This is a genomic window from Streptomyces hesseae (assembly GCF_031845785.1).
Classification (GTDB): domain Bacteria; phylum Actinomycetota; class Actinomycetes; order Streptomycetales; family Streptomycetaceae; genus Streptomyces; species Streptomyces hesseae.
The window spans coordinates 1-15794 of sequence record NZ_JAVRFI010000044.1 but is presented as its reverse complement, the minus strand read 5'-3'; the positions used below and the strand labels follow the sequence as shown (position 1 = coordinate 15794).

The following is a 15794-nucleotide window of genomic DNA, read 5'->3' as shown; positions in this document are numbered from 1 at the left end:
CCACCCACTCGGCATCGGACAAGTCTGTCGGATACACAGCACGGCGGTCGGCCATACCCGACCTCCCACCCCAGTAGGGACCGCCAAGTCACCTACCCTGAAAGGGACTTCTCAGACACCCTCTAGCGGGACTGTCAGTGTGATGTTCTAGGGTCATCGCATGAGTATCAGTGACGAAGTGATCATGCCCGGCGACGTTCGTACCCGCGCGGAGATTCGCGCAGCCTTCGGTGGGAGCCCACAAGGAGGGATCTGCCCCTCTGGGGACATGCGCAGCGTTAACCTCTACTCAGACCCAGAAGTAGGAGAGCAAGTCGGCTACTACGACGGTTGGTTGGCTGAGGAAGACGAACTGGGTCCTCTGTTTGAGTACACAGGGGCCGGCAAGTCCGGGGACCAGACTTTTGACAGTGCTGCTGGTTCAGGGAACAGGGCGATTCTTCGGCATGTGGAGCAGAACCGGGTGCTTCGAGTGTTCACGCGAGTAGGTAAGGTGCCTGGCAGCGACACAAAGACACACCGATATTTGGGTACCTTCACTCTGGACGGCATGCAGTCCTATGTCTGGCGCAAGGTCCATGGCGAGGACGGCCAAGAGCGGAATGTCATCGTGTTCCGCTTGCGACCTGAAGGTGCTGTTCAACACGCCACGCAAGACGTGATCCCTGTCGCTAAGGAGACCACGGCTGAGTTTGTGCCGTTTCAACCGGTCACTGCGGCAATGTTCCAGTCAGATCCGGCAACGAGTGGTGCACTACCGCTTCCGAAGCAGCGTGTGCGCAAGGGGACTGGTACACGGAAAGCAGCCCCTAATGCGGAGACCAGCAGCACTTTTGTTGTTCCTGAGACTTTCAGCACCAAGCTGAGTATGAGAGCCGCCACTGCTGCAACCATCTCCGTTCGCCATGAGGCCGAGCTAACGCAGGAATACAAGGCTCATTTGGACGCCGCTGGTCACCAGACTGGCGCCTTTCAGATCAAGGTGAAGGGCCTTACGTCAACGCTGCGTACTGATTTGTATGACGCGACGGACCATGTGCTCTATGAGGCAAAGGGGTCGAACTCTCGAGAAGACGTGCGTATGGCCCTCGGGCAGCTTCTAGACTACAGCCGCTACATCAAGTCGCCAGAACACGAAGGCGAGCCCAGGCGAATTATCCTACTGCCGGCAGCGCCCACGCCCGACATGTACACCCTGCTCGACCGATACGACGTCGGCGTGGTCTATCGATCTGATAGCGGCAACTTCGTTGGGGCGGTTGTCCCTCAGGCTAGCGAATAGTACGAGCCTCTCTGTCGCCGAACTGTTGGCGGCAGAGAGGGCTACTTAGGCATCACCGTCTAGATAGTCCAGTACTTGGAAAGCTTCCCCAGCGACGTCGCTCCGGCATAGGGCACAAGATCGAGTGGGTTCATCCAGGCATCAGAGAAATGGATGTTCAGGTGAAGCGCTAGGGGGAGAAGGATATCTTGGTCGGGTTCAGCGTCAACCTGAAAAAGTGATGCGCCGGCCACCGGAGACCTGAATAGCGAGCCAGTACGCGGGTCACCCCACTGAAGATGCCCCTTACCCGCAACCCACACACTGTCCGGCCACTCGATAGGATTGCGAGTTCGACACCAATCCACAAGGTGTTTTCCGAGGGTCTCCAGTTGGAGGCCGTCAAACGCCACGATCATGCCCGATGTTGGAAAATGGTCGTGCAACTTTCCGTAAGCATTGGTGGAGCGCGGCACTACTCCCCGAATCGGCCGGTACGAAGTCTTCGGCATCCTACGCATCCTACTGATCTTATTGCAGGCGTCCGCGAGTTGAACTCCATCAAGTTTCGTCTTAACCTCGACCATTCCATATACACACTCGTTAGGAATGATGCGAAATCCGTTGAGGGTAGTGAATGGCGGCGTCCCGCGATCAATAAGCACAATGTCGGACTGCGGCGACACATCACCATTCGCCGCTATTACCTCCGCGTTGTGCACTGCCTCAACATGAGCCGGCAGATATCCAGAAAGAAATTCCTGGATGAGGATCTCACGTGATGTCCCAGCCTCACCATTGTGATTGAACGTCTGGGACTGCTCAAAGTCGGCACGCATCCTCTTCGCCACGGAACCTAGGATCTTGCTGAGCTTCTCTTGGGTCATGAATAGATCTTAATACTCCAGTTGCCGAAGTCCTGGGCACCCGACCGTCAGCGGTGCAGGGCGGCGAAGGTGCCTGCGGGTCGCGGTTTTGCCACCACGACCAAGATTGCCCGGATTGTGATCGCCCGGGCGTGTGCCTCTCCGCTGCCCTTCTCCTTGGTGATCGCCGATGCACTCTACGGCCAGGACTGGCACTTCCGCCGCATGGTCGAGGAAGCCGGTCTCGGCTACGTCGTCGCGATACCGAACTCACAGCAGGTCAAGTCGCTGGCCGGCTGCTGGCGCATCGACCATCTCATCAGCGAGGCCCCTGACGAAGCCTGAGAACGGCTGTCCTGCGGTGACGACGCAAAGGGCCCACCAGCGAGCACTACCAGGAGCACAAGGCATTCCCCGACGCGCGCAACGAGGGCTCGGGCGGGTAGACGGACGGCCGGGAACACACCTAGGAATTCATCCCGGGCCAGCAAGAGCCCTTACGCGGGAACAGTGCCCGGCCTTCCTTCTACCCGCCCGAGCCCGGCCTACCGCGCGCCAGGCTGTGGGAGCAGCACGTTGAGAAAGGACGCCTCGTGCACGGCATACGCGCACGCGATCTTCCCCTGGTCCGCGCCGAGATGGCCGCCTGGCTGGCCGACCCCGGCCCACTCGGCGGCCCGGCGACGTGGGCGTTCGGCCACGACCCTCGCGTAGCCGACGCCCCAGGCGTCTGGGCGCAGGTTAAGGGGGGCCTTCACACCTGTCCGTTGTCCGTACTGAAGCCAAGCCCTCCGCCCTCCCCTGCCCCATATACGAGGACCCGCACGGAATCACGGCACGGGTCCTCTCCTCGCTCTCCCGCACTTTGGGTCGTCACCGACTGTAACTATTACCTTCGGGTGAGAGCGACTGCCTCAAGCGTTGCTGAGAGTGAACGGACTCTCTTCTCCACGTATGGCTCCGGGTCCGAGTCATTGATGATCGATCTGAGCTCCGACGGCCTACCGATACGATCTACGGCCTTGCCCGAGAGCGCGCCGGTTAGGCTCAGAGCACGTGTGGTGAGTGGCAGGGAGGGCCCCATGACTGAGAACCAAGCCGAGTACGGACCGGACAGCCCGGACTACGGCCTCTCCTACGACCCGGACCCCTGGGCCGAGCCCGATCCTGTCGACGATCCGGACATCTGGGAAAGCGACTTCCACGAGCAGGATCCGAACGAAGACCACACCGAGGCCGGCTGGGAGCAAGCTTTCCGCGATGGCCACATCACCCGCGAGCAGTTCGCGAATCGCCACCGCGCCCATGAGACCGATCCCTCGCGACCGGAAGCCCCGGACCCAACCCCCGTGATCCAGTCCGCCGTGGACAAACTCCGGGCGAAGCTGGCCACCGCTGACCTCAGCGACGAGGAACGTGACGAAGAAGAACGAGTGCTGGCTTCGCTGGAGCAGATGCTCGGCGAAGGAGAGTAGGGGGCAGGCGGTGGCAACCGCCGGCCTTGGGGCTGCCACTCTCCGCCCTTCGGTGACCAAAGATCGTCGAAGGGCTCGGTGACCTACGGCACCAACGGCACCGCACAGTTCACCCTGAGCTGGAGCAAGGTGACGGCTGTAGAGGCCGACGCCACCCGGAACGCCATGATGAGCTATGAATTCACCCAGAACTCATCATTGTCGGCCGATATTGTGGCTAACGGTGCGCGGAGTCGCGTAGGTGAGAACGGCGTTGAGGAAGCCCAGCGGATCACCGATCCAGCCTCGCAGGACGTGATGTTCGCGGACATCGTCCCGCACGGCAAGGTAACTGCGTCGGACGCCTGCAAGACGTCTTCCGGAGGAGGCGCCTTCAATATTTCCGCATGCGTCGTTCTCCAGAACAACACCGGCCGGAACGCATGGATCGGCAATCCGTCCCTAGAGAGAGCGGATCCCTTGACGTTGCTCCCCCGCCACGGGTCAGGCCCTATGAGACGGTCGAATGGAAAACCAACTCTCAGCACATTTTCTACGGCACCGAAGGCCGTTCCAGCATCCACATAGGTGACGCGAGTGCTGCGTTCAGTCCCCGAACGGGAAGCAACGGGGCCTTCCTGCGCACCATCGGTCGATGGCAAGGAGAGTGAAGAGGCGGCCTCGGCCGACCTCGGCGACCACTACCGCGCCACGGCTAGAGTTCCCGGTGACGGCAAAGCATGGGGCATGGAGGCCATCGTCACCCTGACCACCAAATAAGCCCCACCACCCTCTCCCGAGAACACCCCCAACCAGGCCCTGGCATGCACCCGGGTCCCGGTCGAGCACGGCGTCGCCCGCCTGAAGTCCTTGCGCATCTTCCGCCACGCCCGCCGCAGTCCGAACCGCATGCCGTCAATCGCCAAGGCCGTCCTCACCCTGGAGCAGCACCACTGAAGAAACTCAGTGGCCTTCGCCTCGAGGGCTGGCAGGCGGGTCGAGATCCACCCGCACGAACGACGGGGCATCGCCGCATACACGGGATCCGCTTGAAGGACGCCCTGACAGCGGGCCTCAGTATCAGCAGCCGGCGAGCTCGTCGACGAGCCGGGCGGCTTCCTTACGGGCCAGCTCCAGGCATGGGTCCTGCGGGTGAGCGTGCGGCCCTGTGACCTTCGCACAGAAGAACAGACCCATCAGCCGCCCTGTCCTGCTCTCCAGGTCCTGGCGGCGTTCCTTCCACACGCGGGCAGCCAGCCCATAGCCGTCCAGGGCCTCGCCGCCGGGCATCTGGGCCTTCCAGAACCGCTGGTCTTCCAGATCCTTGAAGCGCGGGGAGAAGCGGTAGCCGAGCATCTTGATGATGCCGAAGGCCATGTCGGAGTAGGAGGCGTTGTCGGTGGCGACCATCTCCGGCTTCACCCCGCCGTCCAGGTTCAGCAGCGCGTCCAGGATGAACAGCGAGATGTCCCGGCGCTTGAGGGCGCGGAAGAGCAGCGGCTTCTCGTTCACCCGACGCCGGGCCAGGGCGGGCAGCCGCTTCACCACGGCCAGCACCCGCTTGCCGCCGGTCGCAGCCCCCAGCTCCGAGGTCTCGCCCAGCAGGGCCAGAAACGGCTTGACGGTGTTGTAGCGCAACGCCAGCGTGTTCCGCATGGCGATCTCCGCCGAGTCGTCGTCCTCCGGGACCAGGCTCCCACCGTGGCCGCCGCGCTGGACAGCACAGCCCGCTGCGCGATCTCCTCCAGCGCCCGCCACAGCGCGGCCCGGTCGGATCGCAGCCGGTCTCTTCCAACAGCTCCAGCTCTTCGATGACCACCTTCGAGATCCTGGCCGTGATCCTGGCCGCCTTCTCCAGCTGCGGCAGCGTGGGCAGGCGTTCCTTGTCCGTGGCCCGCTTCGTCGTGCTGATCAGCCGCGTGGCCATCAGGATCTCGAACAGGTCCAGCGTGTCATCGATCGCCTTGGCCTCCAGGTGCCGCATCACCGCGGTGAGCATGGCCGTGTGCTTCGGCTCCGAGGCCCGCTCCAGCTTCGGCGCCGTCGTGCCCAGCCCGTACCGGGCCAACGCGGCCAGCCGGTTCGGCGGGACCTTGTTCAGCTTCACCCGCCCTAGCCGGTACGCGGCGATCTCATCCACCCGCTGCAACACGTTCTTCATTGCGGTGCCCGTGGTCCGCGTCGGCGGCCTACGCAGCTGCTCCAGGTACGAGTGCCGCTTGCCCACTGGCGTCTTTAGCAGCGCCACCAGGTCCCCCGCCAACGACGGGTCCGCTCGCCACGCGGCCTTCGCGACCGTGGTGTGCAGCCGCTTCTCCGCGATGCGGCGGACCTCCGCCACCTCCCGCGCCAGCACCGAGACGCCCGCCAGCAGCACCCGGCTCCGGCGCAGCCAGCCCACCGCGTGGTCGAACAGCGCCTTCGGCCCCTCCACATGCGCCGTCCACGCCCGCCCGTGCAGGAACGCCCGGAACTTCCGGCCCATCTCGTGGTCCTCGTAAGCGTGGTAGCCGTACGCGTCGCGTATCTCCCACGTGTGGTCGTACACCGTCTGCCACCGCTCCGTGTACCGCTTCACGCACGACGCGTCCTCGATCCTCAGCTGCTCGGCCAGGTGCTCGACCACCGGCCACGGCACATCCAACGAGTCCTAGCCCAGGAACAGACTCACATACCGAACTGTGCACATCTGGAGGGCGAACCCGAGCTGGTGATGCTTCGCACGCCGCAGCGGGATCAGGTCCCGGTCCACGTCATCCAGGAAGAAGAACCGCTCCAGCTCGGGCCGTGTCGGCTCCTCAGGGAACTTCCCGTACGCCTCGGCCTGCTCATCGGTCAGAATTTCGGCTGGCATGCGGCGGCCGTAACCACCTGCCACGAGCGAGCGCGGACCTTTCAGCGAACGTCCGTCGGAAGCAGGCGGCCCGTGCTAAAGGACCACCCCACGGTGCCCGAGATCAATCTCACCGATACTGGCTGTTCCGTTGGTCCCCACAGCCGGTCTCGCCGAGCACTGGAAGACGGTTGATTGATCGACATTCAAAGCGGTGAGGCTGGCGCGTCGCTTCGCAGGCCAGCAAAGCCTTGGTGTTACATCCTGGGAGCGTGGCTGTGCGCGCTGACGGGCCATCAAGGTTGAGCCCTGACGGCATTTATTCACTAAAGCAATTTGCCAATTTTTGCATCCGCACGTGCAGCAGCGCCTGGAATCGAAATTCCAACCCTTAAAAAATTTCACCCGATCGGATGTAATTACGGGGAACTTGTGGCACGCCCGGGGTTAGTTGAACTGCAACCTTATTGAGGCACCCAGCTTCCATGCGCAAGTCCGATCGCTACGGCGTCACTAGCGGTCCATCTACAGCCAAAAGTCGCTCCGATTTGCGAGCAGACTGAACACTCCTGGCCTGATAGATGCTTGCCTCTTGACTGCTGTGTCAACCTATGAACCCGGCACTTGCGCGGGTTTTCCATTTGCATGAAGAGAACGATCTTGTTGCTCATCTGTGAAGGGAGCAACGGACGCGCGACAAGTTGTATCGTCATGTCAGCGGAGTGAACTGACCTTCCGTCGCCTGTACATGAAGCGACCCCGGGATGCAGCCCGGGGTCGCTTCTCGATGGCCACATTTCCAGAGAAAGGAGTTCGTATGGCCATGCGAAAGAACCGGGGGTGCGACAGCACGTCCTCGGTCCCGTACCAGTCAAGCATGCCTCGCCCGGTCAACGCGAAAACCCCGACCATGCGGTCATGGCACATCTATCTGTACCCGCAGTCCGCTGTGGCGGTGCTTCTCATCATCTGGTCGATCGCCTGCGGGATCCCGCATCCGGAGTGGGTGCTCCACCTGCTGGGGGCCGTCCCGGCGCCGACCGACAGCTCCGCGATCCCGCTGCTGCGCATCACCCGGGGATGACGCCACAGGGTGGGGCGGCGAATGCTGCCGCCCCACCCTGCGCGACAGGCCGTGGACACGTCATGCGCCGGCTGACTACTGAGAATAGGGACAGATGACTGCGCTGGGCCGTCCGCGTGCCTGCGGGTTCTGCGGGAAGGGCATCAAACACAAGGGTGCGGCCGGACGGCCGCGGGACTACTGCGACGCGCAGTGCAGACGACGTGCACAGCGCGAGCGGGACCGTTCCCGGCAGCAGGATGCCGTGGCCAGCACACTGCCCTCCGGGGCCGCTGTGGCCCGTAGCCTGCACCTTCTGGTGCTGCATCTCCAGACGGCTGAGGACCACTTCCAGCCTCTGAAGTACCGCTTGGCGATCGCTGATCAGATTACGAACGCGACCCGCTGTTACGTTGGCGCTGCGGTACACGGGGCCCGTCTTGCCGGGGCCTCATGGCAGGACATCGGCGCTGAGTCCGGATCGAGCGAGGCATCGGCCCGAGCCCGCTGGAACGCAACCCGACTCACGCGTGACCTTGCCGGACCCCGGGTTTCCCCTGAAGGCGAGCTCGCAGCCAAGGGCCGGTCTGCCCCAGGCGAAACGGTGCGCCAGACGAACCTCCAGTCGCTGATACGGCCGCAGGCCCTGGCGGAGGCTCTCTCGGCCTTGCGAGCACGATCGGGAATTACTGTCCACCACGCGGCTCAGCAGGCCGATCTCACGCCAGGTGAGATATGCCAGATCCTTGATGGCGACCACCTTCCCTCCTGGCCGGTCACGCACATGCTCACCACCATCCTGGCCGGCAACCCGCAGGAGACACGCGTCGTCTGGGAAGCCGCGCACGGCCTGAGGCATACCTCAAGGCTGTCCCCTCGCGACGCTGGGAAGAAGCTGCAACGGGCCCTGCGTGGTCTGCACCTGGCGGCCGGCTGTCCTTCGGCGGAGGCTGTGGGCCGTTCGGCTGGCCTGCCCGCTGGTCTCGTGAGCGGCATCCTGTCCGGTTCTCATCTGCCCGACTGGCCTACGACTGCCTCATTGGCATCAGGGCTCGCAGCGGACCCGGAAGTCATCCGAAGTCTGTGGGAGAACTTGGACTACGCCCGCATCGTCAGCTCTGACCAAGCTGCGGCGGATGCCGGACCGGCCTGTGGCGCCGGGGCCAGGGAGCAGTAAGTAGGCCCCTGTCATCACGCCTCTCGTGCGATGACTCCTGTCCAGGGCAGTCGGCCAGCACCCTCCGGGGCAGTTGGTTTTTGAGCCAGGGCGAGCGCCCTGGCCGTCTGTGCGGGAGCGACGCCCCGTGCATCGCCATCGTCCACATCCATGACGTCCTTTGCCATATCTGCACGCGTCTCCTGGTTTTCTCCCGGGTGCTCGGGGAATCCACTACGCGCTCCACCACCCCTCGTTTGAGGGACTACCCCGGGCTGGATGCGCTCCCTAGCATGGCAGCTCCGCCGAAGCGAGACTGGCCGCTGCCAGAGAGGGACGGGATGATCCACAGAGAGAAAAGCCAAACTCACCCCATTGACGTGAATACGCCAAGCGCGGCACGTATGTACGACTGGTTATTGGGCGGAGTTGAGAACTACATCTCGGACAGGCGGGCCTGCGCCAGACTGCTGGACATCGTGCCCGGTTCGCAGGCCCTTGCCCGGCACAACCGTGCCTTCCTCGGACGCATCGTCAGAATTTTGGCCCGAGAGTACGGCGTCGAGCAGTTCCTTGATCATGGGGCTGGGCTGCCCGCCGGGGACAACGTCCACCAGATCGTTCAGCGCATCAACACCGACTGCCGTGTCGTCTACATCGACAACGATCCAGTCGTGGCCGCATACGGCCGTACCATGCTGGAGGAGAACGCGAACACCGCCGTCATCGAGGCCGACATCCGCGACACGGAGACCGTCTTCGACCATCCCCAGACGCGTCGGCTCATCAAGCCCCGCTGCCCCACTGCGGCACTGTTTGTTTCCGTCCTCGACTGCCTCACTGACACCGGCGGCCAAGACAGCCCCGCAGCTGTCGTCCAACGAGTCGCAGCGCGACTGAAGAAGCTGGGACCGTGTAACTTCGTGGCTATCTGCCAGCTCGTCAGCGACAGTCACAAGGTCCGGCACGAGGTCACGGAGCTGATGAATCACAGCACAAGGGGTGCGTGGGGACGCGTACGTGAACGTGGCGAGGTCCGTTCCCTCTTTGACGGCTTCCGCATCCTGGAGCCAGGGCTCGTCGACGTCGTCGACTGGCGCCCCGACTCCCCTCCCCCACCGCCTGGACAACGCCCCACCAACATGGTGACATGGGGCGGCCTCGCCAGGCTCTAGACACGTGGCCTGTCAGGAACGGCATCCACCGAACCGGTCGATTGCATCAGAGAGGATGCGGATGCTGCCCTCTCTGGAAGCAGCGACGCGGCTCAATTCATTGAGGACGCTGCGGTACTGGTCGATCTCTTTCGGCCGCGTCAGGTACGTGGCATTGTTGAGATGCTCCACGTAGACGAGCTCTGACGGCCCGCCGTCGTCGAAGTACAGGTGGGTGATTGGAAAGCTGGGGGCGACGGCGGCTCCTGGTTCGAACCCCACGATGCGGATGTTGATCTGATCGAAGTCGGCGATCCGCCGAAGGTAGGCAAGCTGTTCGGTCATCACCTCGGGACCACCCACCGGCCGGCGAAGGATGCCCTCGTCGAGAAGAGCGATCACCGTGGGGCGCGGGTTCTTGAGCATGCACTGCCGTCCCATCCGCAACCGGACGAGCTTGTCGATGATGTCGTCCGGGGCACCAGGCATGGCGGCCGCGACCAGGGCACGCGCATAGGACTCGGTCTGCAGCAAGCCGGGTACCACGTGGTTCTCGTAGCAGTAGATCCTGGCGGCAGAGCCTTCCAGGCTGATCAGCCGCTTCAGGAAGCCGGGAGTGACATCGGTGTACTGCTCCCACCACTCCTCGTTACGTGTCTGCTGGACCAAACTCGCGATCGTGCGCTCGAGTTCACCGGAAACGCCGTAGTGCCGCATAAGGTCTTGGATGTCACGGTCCTTGGGCGGGCTCTCGCCTCGCTCAAGCCTGCTCATCTTGGACACCGACCCCCGGATGACGTGCGCCACGTCCTTCAACCCCAGGCCGCGTTCCTGGCGGAGCGATCGGAGCTGGTCCCCCAGCATGCGTGCTGCCGCAGCCTGTTTGGGGTCTCGTTTCATAGCGATCACCGGGGCAGGTACCGGTTCTCCCGGCTGTGGAACGGCGGACATCCAGGCTCCTGTTGAGAGGACGAATCACACATCATCCTCCAGAATGAAGCCCGGATGCCCTCCGAACCAACCTTTGGCCCAAGCCTAGGACATCAGGCCGTCAAATGGTCGAACTCGCCTGCCTTTGCACCGTCGAGGAAGGCCACCACCTCCTCACGGGTGTACACCAGTGCCGGCCCCTCGGGGTGACGCGAATTGCGCACCGCCACACCTCCGTTGGGAAGTTTTGCGAGCTCCACGCAGTTGCCGGCGCCCATACTGCCGCTGCTCTTGACCCACTCCGCTCCCAGAATGCGGCCAGCGGGCATGCCGTTGCCAAACACCATGCAGTGACCTCGCTTCTTCCATGACGACGCACGTCATGACCCACCTGGATGAGCCGATACCATCCAGGACGTGATCACCGATTCCCATATGCAATTGCATGGATCGGTGATTGGTGAGAATGGTAGCCAGGTGCGGCTGGTCACGCTGTCCCTCGAAAGTGTGTGGTTAGACTGCCGCCTACCGTGCTCAGCGCGTCATGAACAGCCCACTGGCAGCAACGCGACCGCAGATGCAGAGCACCCACAGCCAGTCCTGCCTTAACTCCCCAGGCTTCCGGGGCACGGAAACACGCACACGGATGATGCTGAGGTAAGGCCGCGTGCCGACAGCGGGCACTTCCTCCCAAGAGCAGGATGACGATCCGGGCGTTCTGCACGGTCGCAAATAGAGGCTGCTACCCGAAGCGGCTCCCGCAATCTGCGTGTCCGGACATGCCAACCTCGGCCGCCCACCGCCCGATCGGCTTCGCCTGCGGTCATAGCAGCGAGGAAGGTACGGGCACGCATGGCGAGGGTGGCTCTGACGTTGTTCAGCGGCCCCGGCAGTCGGCTTCCGGCGGCCCCAGTGGGTGGGTCGCGCGGGTGCATTGAGGGGTTGTGTTGGGTTGAAGTGGCCCCACCCCGGCTATTGCGGTGAGACGGTCTCTGTGGTCTCCAACAGGGGCGGTGCTGGGGATGTCTTTAAGACGAAGCCCTCAGCCGGTCGAGGAGTTCGGCGCCGTTCGGGGAGCCGAGGCCGTCACTGCCTGGACCGGCCCCGCTGTCGGCGAGTGGGCGGGTCACCACTTCCCTGTCGTGGTCGTGCACGACAGGGCCTGGGTGGGGCCGGGCTGACCGGCGGTGCCGCAGCGGGTGCTGCGGGCCCGCGATGAGGTGAACGGCCAGCCTCTCGGTCTGTCAGGCGGGTGTTCCGTTCGCGTTGCGGATCAGTTGCCGGAGCACTTTCACGGTGGTGACGTAGTCCGCGTCGCTGATGCCCCGGTGGAGGGCGGCGCGGATCGCGGGGGCGTTGCGCGCGAGGTCGACGCGGGCCTGTTCGCCCTTCTCGGTGAGCCACAGCCGGTCCTCGGCGTCCCGGGTCAGCCAGCCGCGCTCGACGAGCACCTTGGACTCCGCCGCCAGGTCGTCCTCCGGCCGGATGTAGGAGGCCATGGCCTCCCGCAGCTCGGTCAGGGTCATCCCCGCGCCGTCGGGCGAGATGTCGTTCGCCGACAGGTTGCGCAGCAGCCAGAACTGGGGCTGGGTGTAGCCCTTCTCGGCCTGCCGGGCGCGGGTGTACGCGATGAGCGCCTCGTAGGCGACACCGGTCCAGTGGGCGGCCGGCTGCCCGGCGAGTTCGGCGTCGGGGATCTGCTCGGTCGTCATGGAATGCCCCTCCTGGTGCTTCGGCTCCGCGCTCGCCCATGGGGCAGGCCGTACGGAGACCGTAGGACCTCAAGTGCGGTTGAGGGCAAGTGTGTGATCTTCCGGACGCCGTCGACGTCAAACGGAGACCGGCCGGCTATTGGGCCGCACTGCCGCCGCCGAGGGTCGCGTCATGGCGGTGGGTTCCTCTCCCGCCCGGTCGGCGGGCGACCGCATCGTGCCCCCGGTGCGGAAGACGCAACCTTCCCAGTGGGGCAGGGCGTTCAGGACCCGGTGGCGGACGCGGGAGGCCGTGACGGCCATGTTCGGGACCGGGAAGACCTCCCCGCTCCCCGGCACTACCTGGTTCTCTGCCCGAGGGGCCCGTCCCGCATGGCCGCCACCATCCCCGCCGCCGCCTCGCTCACCGCCCATACGTGGCTTCTGGCAGCCTGGCGCGGTGGCGCCGGGGCCCCGGGACGCAGGGGCCCGCCTCGGACGGCGGGTCCAGGCGCATCGATATCGGGAAGGTCGTCCACCTTCTGAAGAAGGTGGACGGTCAAAGCAGCATCCGGAGGCATGTCCGTGTATGACATCTGGTGGCACCTGACCCACTGACCTTAGGCTCTCGCTCACCTGTGTGCTTTCCACCCATTCGCAGAGAGGACGTCGGGTGTCTGATCAAGCGACCGGCGACGAGAGAGTCACCGAAGGTACCTGGGCCTTACCGCTGCTCATCATTATCCCCTTGGTGGCCATCAGGTATTTCTCGAGCATGTCCACGCCGTGGCTGGTGATCGCCTGGGCGCTGTGGGGTCTTGCGGCCCTGCTGGCCGTTGTCGGTTGGGTCAGCGTGGTGCGGCATGGTGTGGGTGACACCAAGTCATGGTTCACCTGCGCGCTGCTGCACGTCGCTCTCGCCAGCCAGGTTGTCGCACTTCTGCGCTGAACAGCGGGCCGCTGAACGTGGGTCTGCCTCCCCGGTCAGGTACGACCGGGGAGGGTGAGCGGCTTGTGAGGCCGGCAGGCCACGCCCCACGCCACCGGGACCCACGGGGCGCAGCCGAGGTGCGGGTACTCAAGGTCGGACAGGCGCCGCATCGTCGCGACGAAACGCCGGCACGAGATCCGGCTCGAGTACCAGCCGAAAGAAGCCGTCGTACTCGCTCGTGACGCCGCCGCGGGTACAGCGGGCGTCGCCCGGATCGCCCGCCGGCCCCACACCTGGACCATCACCTAGCCCTGCCGAACGGCGCCGAGCGGCCCGGCCGCTTGCCCTTTGACGGTACCCAGCTCGGTGTTCCGGCCCCGTGAGCAACGGCGACGCCTCGACACCCCGCCCATGTCCGCCGGCCGCCGGCCTGTTCAGCGCGGCGCGAGGCTATTTGATCTTGAGTTTGGTGAGGGCTGTGGCCCAGTCCGTGGCGATGGCCTGCTGGGCATCGCACAGCTGTACCCGGCCGGAGCAGATCGCGGCGCGCGGCTTCGACTCGGTCTCGGGTTGGGCGGTCGGCCACCCCTGGGGCCGGGGTTCCACCGGTTGCGGCCACGATCCGCAGGGACCGGGATCGTGGCCTTGATTCCGCGGCAACGCAGGTAGGAGCGGCTACGGCGGGAGCCGTATGCCTTGTCCGCATGTACTCGGTCCGGGCGCTTGCGCGGACGCCCCAAGCCAAGCCGGGGCACCCGGATCGCCTCCAGTACAGGCTCGAACTGCGGGAAGTCGCCTCTCTGGCCAGGTGCCCGCCGTGTTCGCCGAGGTCGACGCGGAGGGCAGGGCCAAGGCCGTGGGCCCGGGTGGGGGCGGGGCACACGGCGTCAGCGGCGGCATGCGGGAGTGGCCGGCTTGCGTTGGAGTGTGCTCCAACTCTTAGTTTTCTGTCCGTCGCCGGATGGCCGGAACGACACGGTGAGCTGGATGGAGCACGACATGACTGCCGAGAACATGACCGCGGAGACCCGCCAGGACCGTTTCGAGCGGGGGATGCGGGTGCTCGCCGCCATCGACGGCGAAGCCGGCGAACGAGTCGTCTCCTCGCTCGCGGACATCTCGCCGGAGCTGGGCCACCAGGTCGCGGCCTGGGGCTTCGGCGACATCTACAGCCGCCCGGGCCTGGCGCCCCGGGACCGGCAGCTGGTGACCATCGGCATGCTGACCGCGCTCGGCGGGTGCGAGCCGCAGCTGGAGGTGCACGTCAACGCCTCGCTGAACGTGGGGCTGACGCCCGAGGAGATCGTCGAGGCGATGCTGCACTCCGCCGTCTACTGCGGTTTCCCCAAGGCGCTCAACGCGACGTTCGTGGCGAAGAAGGTGTTCGGCGAGCGCGGTCTGCTGCCAGTCGGGGGGACGGTAGACCAGGGACGGTGAACCGGGCGGTGGGGCGGCGCGGTCAGGCGGCGGGGATGGCGGCGCGGAACTTGCCGGCGAGGTCGGCGCCGCGGATGACGCCGCCCGTGTGGTAGGTCAGGCCCCAGGCGCTGATCGCGGATCCGTCGGCGAACAGGCACATGTCGCGCAGATGGTCGCTGTCCCGGGGCTCGCCGTCCTTGATCCAGCCGCCGACGTCGCTCTTGTGGTTGCCGAACTGGGTCGTCCCGCCCAGGCTCGCGCAGTAGACGGCGGACGGGTTGCCCTGCGGGTGCTGCGGCAGCGCCGGCTTGCGGACGTACGCGAGCGCGGCGAGGGTGGGCAGGTCGGCGGCGAGGGTGTCGGCGGCCACGGTGATGCGGGACGTGTCGGCGGCGGTGAATTCGCACAGCTCCCGCTGCCCGCCGAGCGGGCTGAGCCTGCCGCCAGCGTCGTAGAAGGGCCGGTACGTGCCGGCGACGCCGCCTTGGGACGCGCACCAGGCGGCCGGGGTGCGCGGGAGCGGTTTCGACGGCTGCGCGGTGGCCTGTGTGGCGGCCGCCGCCACAGCGGCCGTGACGAGGGTGACGGCAAGGACGCGTGCTCGCATGTTGCCTCCCGTGAGCGATGAGGCACACAGTCTCCAGCGGGTCGTGTGTACGCGTCAACGACACGTTCCGCTTCGGGCCGCAGGCCGCCGGTCCCATGTCGGCTCCGCGCGGGCGGCCGCTCACCTGGCCAGGCCGCGCGAGGCCGGTATGTCCGCCGGCGACATCGCGGCATGCTCCGGCATCGCCGACACACTCGTCCGCAGACTCCTCCGGCCGGAGGAGGAACAACGGCCGCGCAGGATTCTCCGGCCCACGGAAGAGGCGCTGCTCGGCATAGCCGTGCCCATCGCCCGCACGAGCGCTAGGGTCCGACTTCAAATCGATCTTGCCCAGAGCAGGAGCGATGCGAGTGTGACCGCGGCTTCATAGGAGGTGGCGGTCTTCTCGTAGCGGGTGGCGATGCCTCGGAAGCCTTTCAGCTGGTTGAA

General features: G+C 65.2%; 13 protein-coding genes and 4 pseudogenes. 10 read left to right on the top strand and 7 right to left on the bottom strand.

Going from position 1 to position 15794, the window contains the following annotated elements:
• The first annotated feature begins 160 nt into the window (after positions 1 to 160).
• A complete protein-coding gene (locus RM609_RS33855; RefSeq protein WP_311616468.1) occupies positions 161 to 1282 on the top strand; it encodes an SRA domain-containing endonuclease in 1122 nt (373 codons plus the stop codon).
• Between the two features lie 59 nt (positions 1283 to 1341).
• Here the strand turns inward: RM609_RS33855 and RM609_RS33850 are convergent, their stop codons facing one another.
• Entirely contained in the window at positions 1342 to 2148 is an 807-nt protein-coding gene (locus RM609_RS33850) for a DUF6602 domain-containing protein (RefSeq protein ID WP_311616466.1), read from the bottom strand.
• A 15-nt stretch (positions 2149 to 2163) separates the two neighbouring features.
• Between RM609_RS33850 and RM609_RS33845 the strand changes: the two are divergent.
• From RM609_RS33845 to RM609_RS33825, 5 genes and pseudogenes are all read left to right on the top strand, one after another.
• A pseudogene (locus RM609_RS33845) lies at positions 2164 to 2469 on the top strand (transposase); the annotation flags it as partial.
• Between the two features lie 740 nt (positions 2470 to 3209).
• A complete protein-coding gene (locus RM609_RS33840) occupies positions 3210 to 3602 on the top strand; it encodes a hypothetical protein (protein ID WP_311616463.1) in 393 nt (130 codons plus the stop codon).
• 78 nt (positions 3603 to 3680) lie between these two features.
• Complete coding sequence (locus RM609_RS33835; protein WP_311616461.1) at positions 3681 to 4169, top strand: hypothetical protein; 489 nt, start codon at positions 3681 to 3683, stop codon at positions 4167 to 4169.
• A gap of 9 nt (positions 4170 to 4178) precedes the next feature.
• Entirely contained in the window at positions 4179 to 4361 is a 183-nt protein-coding gene (locus RM609_RS33830; protein WP_311616459.1) for a hypothetical protein, read from the top strand.
• A gap of 18 nt (positions 4362 to 4379) precedes the next feature.
• Positions 4380 to 4538: pseudogene (locus tag RM609_RS33825) on the top strand (IS5/IS1182 family transposase); the annotation flags it as partial.
• 315 nt (positions 4539 to 4853) lie between these two features.
• Here RM609_RS33825 and RM609_RS34685 read toward each other — a convergent pair.
• Positions 4854 to 5045, bottom strand: a pseudogene (locus tag RM609_RS34685) (Tn3 family transposase); the annotation flags it as partial.
• A gap of 21 nt (positions 5046 to 5066) precedes the next feature.
• Positions 5067 to 6435: pseudogene (locus tag RM609_RS34580) on the bottom strand (DUF4158 domain-containing protein); the annotation flags it as partial.
• Positions 6436 to 7324: 889 nt separating this feature from the next.
• Between RM609_RS34580 and RM609_RS33805 the strand changes: the two are divergent.
• Together RM609_RS33805 and RM609_RS33800 are read left to right on the top strand one after the other, a co-directional pair.
• Positions 7325 to 7498 (top strand): hypothetical protein, encoded by a 174-nt coding sequence (locus RM609_RS33805; protein ID WP_311616453.1) that lies wholly within the window; start codon positions 7325 to 7327, stop codon positions 7496 to 7498.
• A 1476-nt stretch (positions 7499 to 8974) separates the two neighbouring features.
• Positions 8975 to 9808 carry an SAM-dependent methyltransferase gene (locus tag RM609_RS33800; RefSeq protein ID WP_311616451.1) on the top strand — a complete coding sequence of 278 codons (834 nt, stop codon included), beginning with the start codon at positions 8975 to 8977 and terminating at the stop codon, positions 9806 to 9808.
• Between the two features lie 12 nt (positions 9809 to 9820).
• Here RM609_RS33800 and RM609_RS33795 read toward each other — a convergent pair whose 3' ends face one another.
• The 3 genes from RM609_RS33795 to RM609_RS33785 form a co-directional block, all read right to left on the bottom strand.
• Entirely contained in the window at positions 9821 to 10738 is a 918-nt protein-coding gene (locus tag RM609_RS33795; protein WP_311616449.1) for a helix-turn-helix domain-containing protein, read from the bottom strand.
• A 92-nt stretch (positions 10739 to 10830) separates the two neighbouring features.
• On the bottom strand, positions 10831 to 11064 hold the full coding sequence (locus RM609_RS33790; RefSeq protein WP_438828603.1) for a DUF397 domain-containing protein: 234 nt from the start codon (positions 11062 to 11064) through the stop codon (positions 10831 to 10833).
• A gap of 897 nt (positions 11065 to 11961) precedes the next feature.
• A complete protein-coding gene (locus tag RM609_RS33785; RefSeq protein WP_311616447.1) occupies positions 11962 to 12429 on the bottom strand; it encodes a MarR family winged helix-turn-helix transcriptional regulator in 468 nt (155 codons plus the stop codon).
• A 652-nt stretch (positions 12430 to 13081) separates the two neighbouring features.
• On the opposite strand from RM609_RS33785, the gene RM609_RS33780 reads away from it, so the two are divergent.
• Positions 13082 to 13357 (top strand): hypothetical protein, encoded by a 276-nt coding sequence (locus RM609_RS33780; protein WP_311616445.1) that lies wholly within the window; start codon positions 13082 to 13084, stop codon positions 13355 to 13357.
• A 981-nt stretch (positions 13358 to 14338) separates the two neighbouring features.
• Positions 14339 to 14776, top strand: a complete 438-nt coding sequence (locus RM609_RS33770) for a carboxymuconolactone decarboxylase family protein (protein ID WP_311616444.1) — start codon at positions 14339 to 14341, stop codon at positions 14774 to 14776.
• A 22-nt stretch (positions 14777 to 14798) separates the two neighbouring features.
• Here RM609_RS33770 and RM609_RS33765 read toward each other — a convergent pair whose 3' ends face one another.
• Positions 14799 to 15365 carry a hypothetical protein gene (locus tag RM609_RS33765; protein ID WP_311616442.1) on the bottom strand — a complete coding sequence of 189 codons (567 nt, stop codon included), beginning with the start codon at positions 15363 to 15365 and terminating at the stop codon, positions 14799 to 14801.
• Positions 15366 to 15794: the final 429 nt, after the last annotated feature.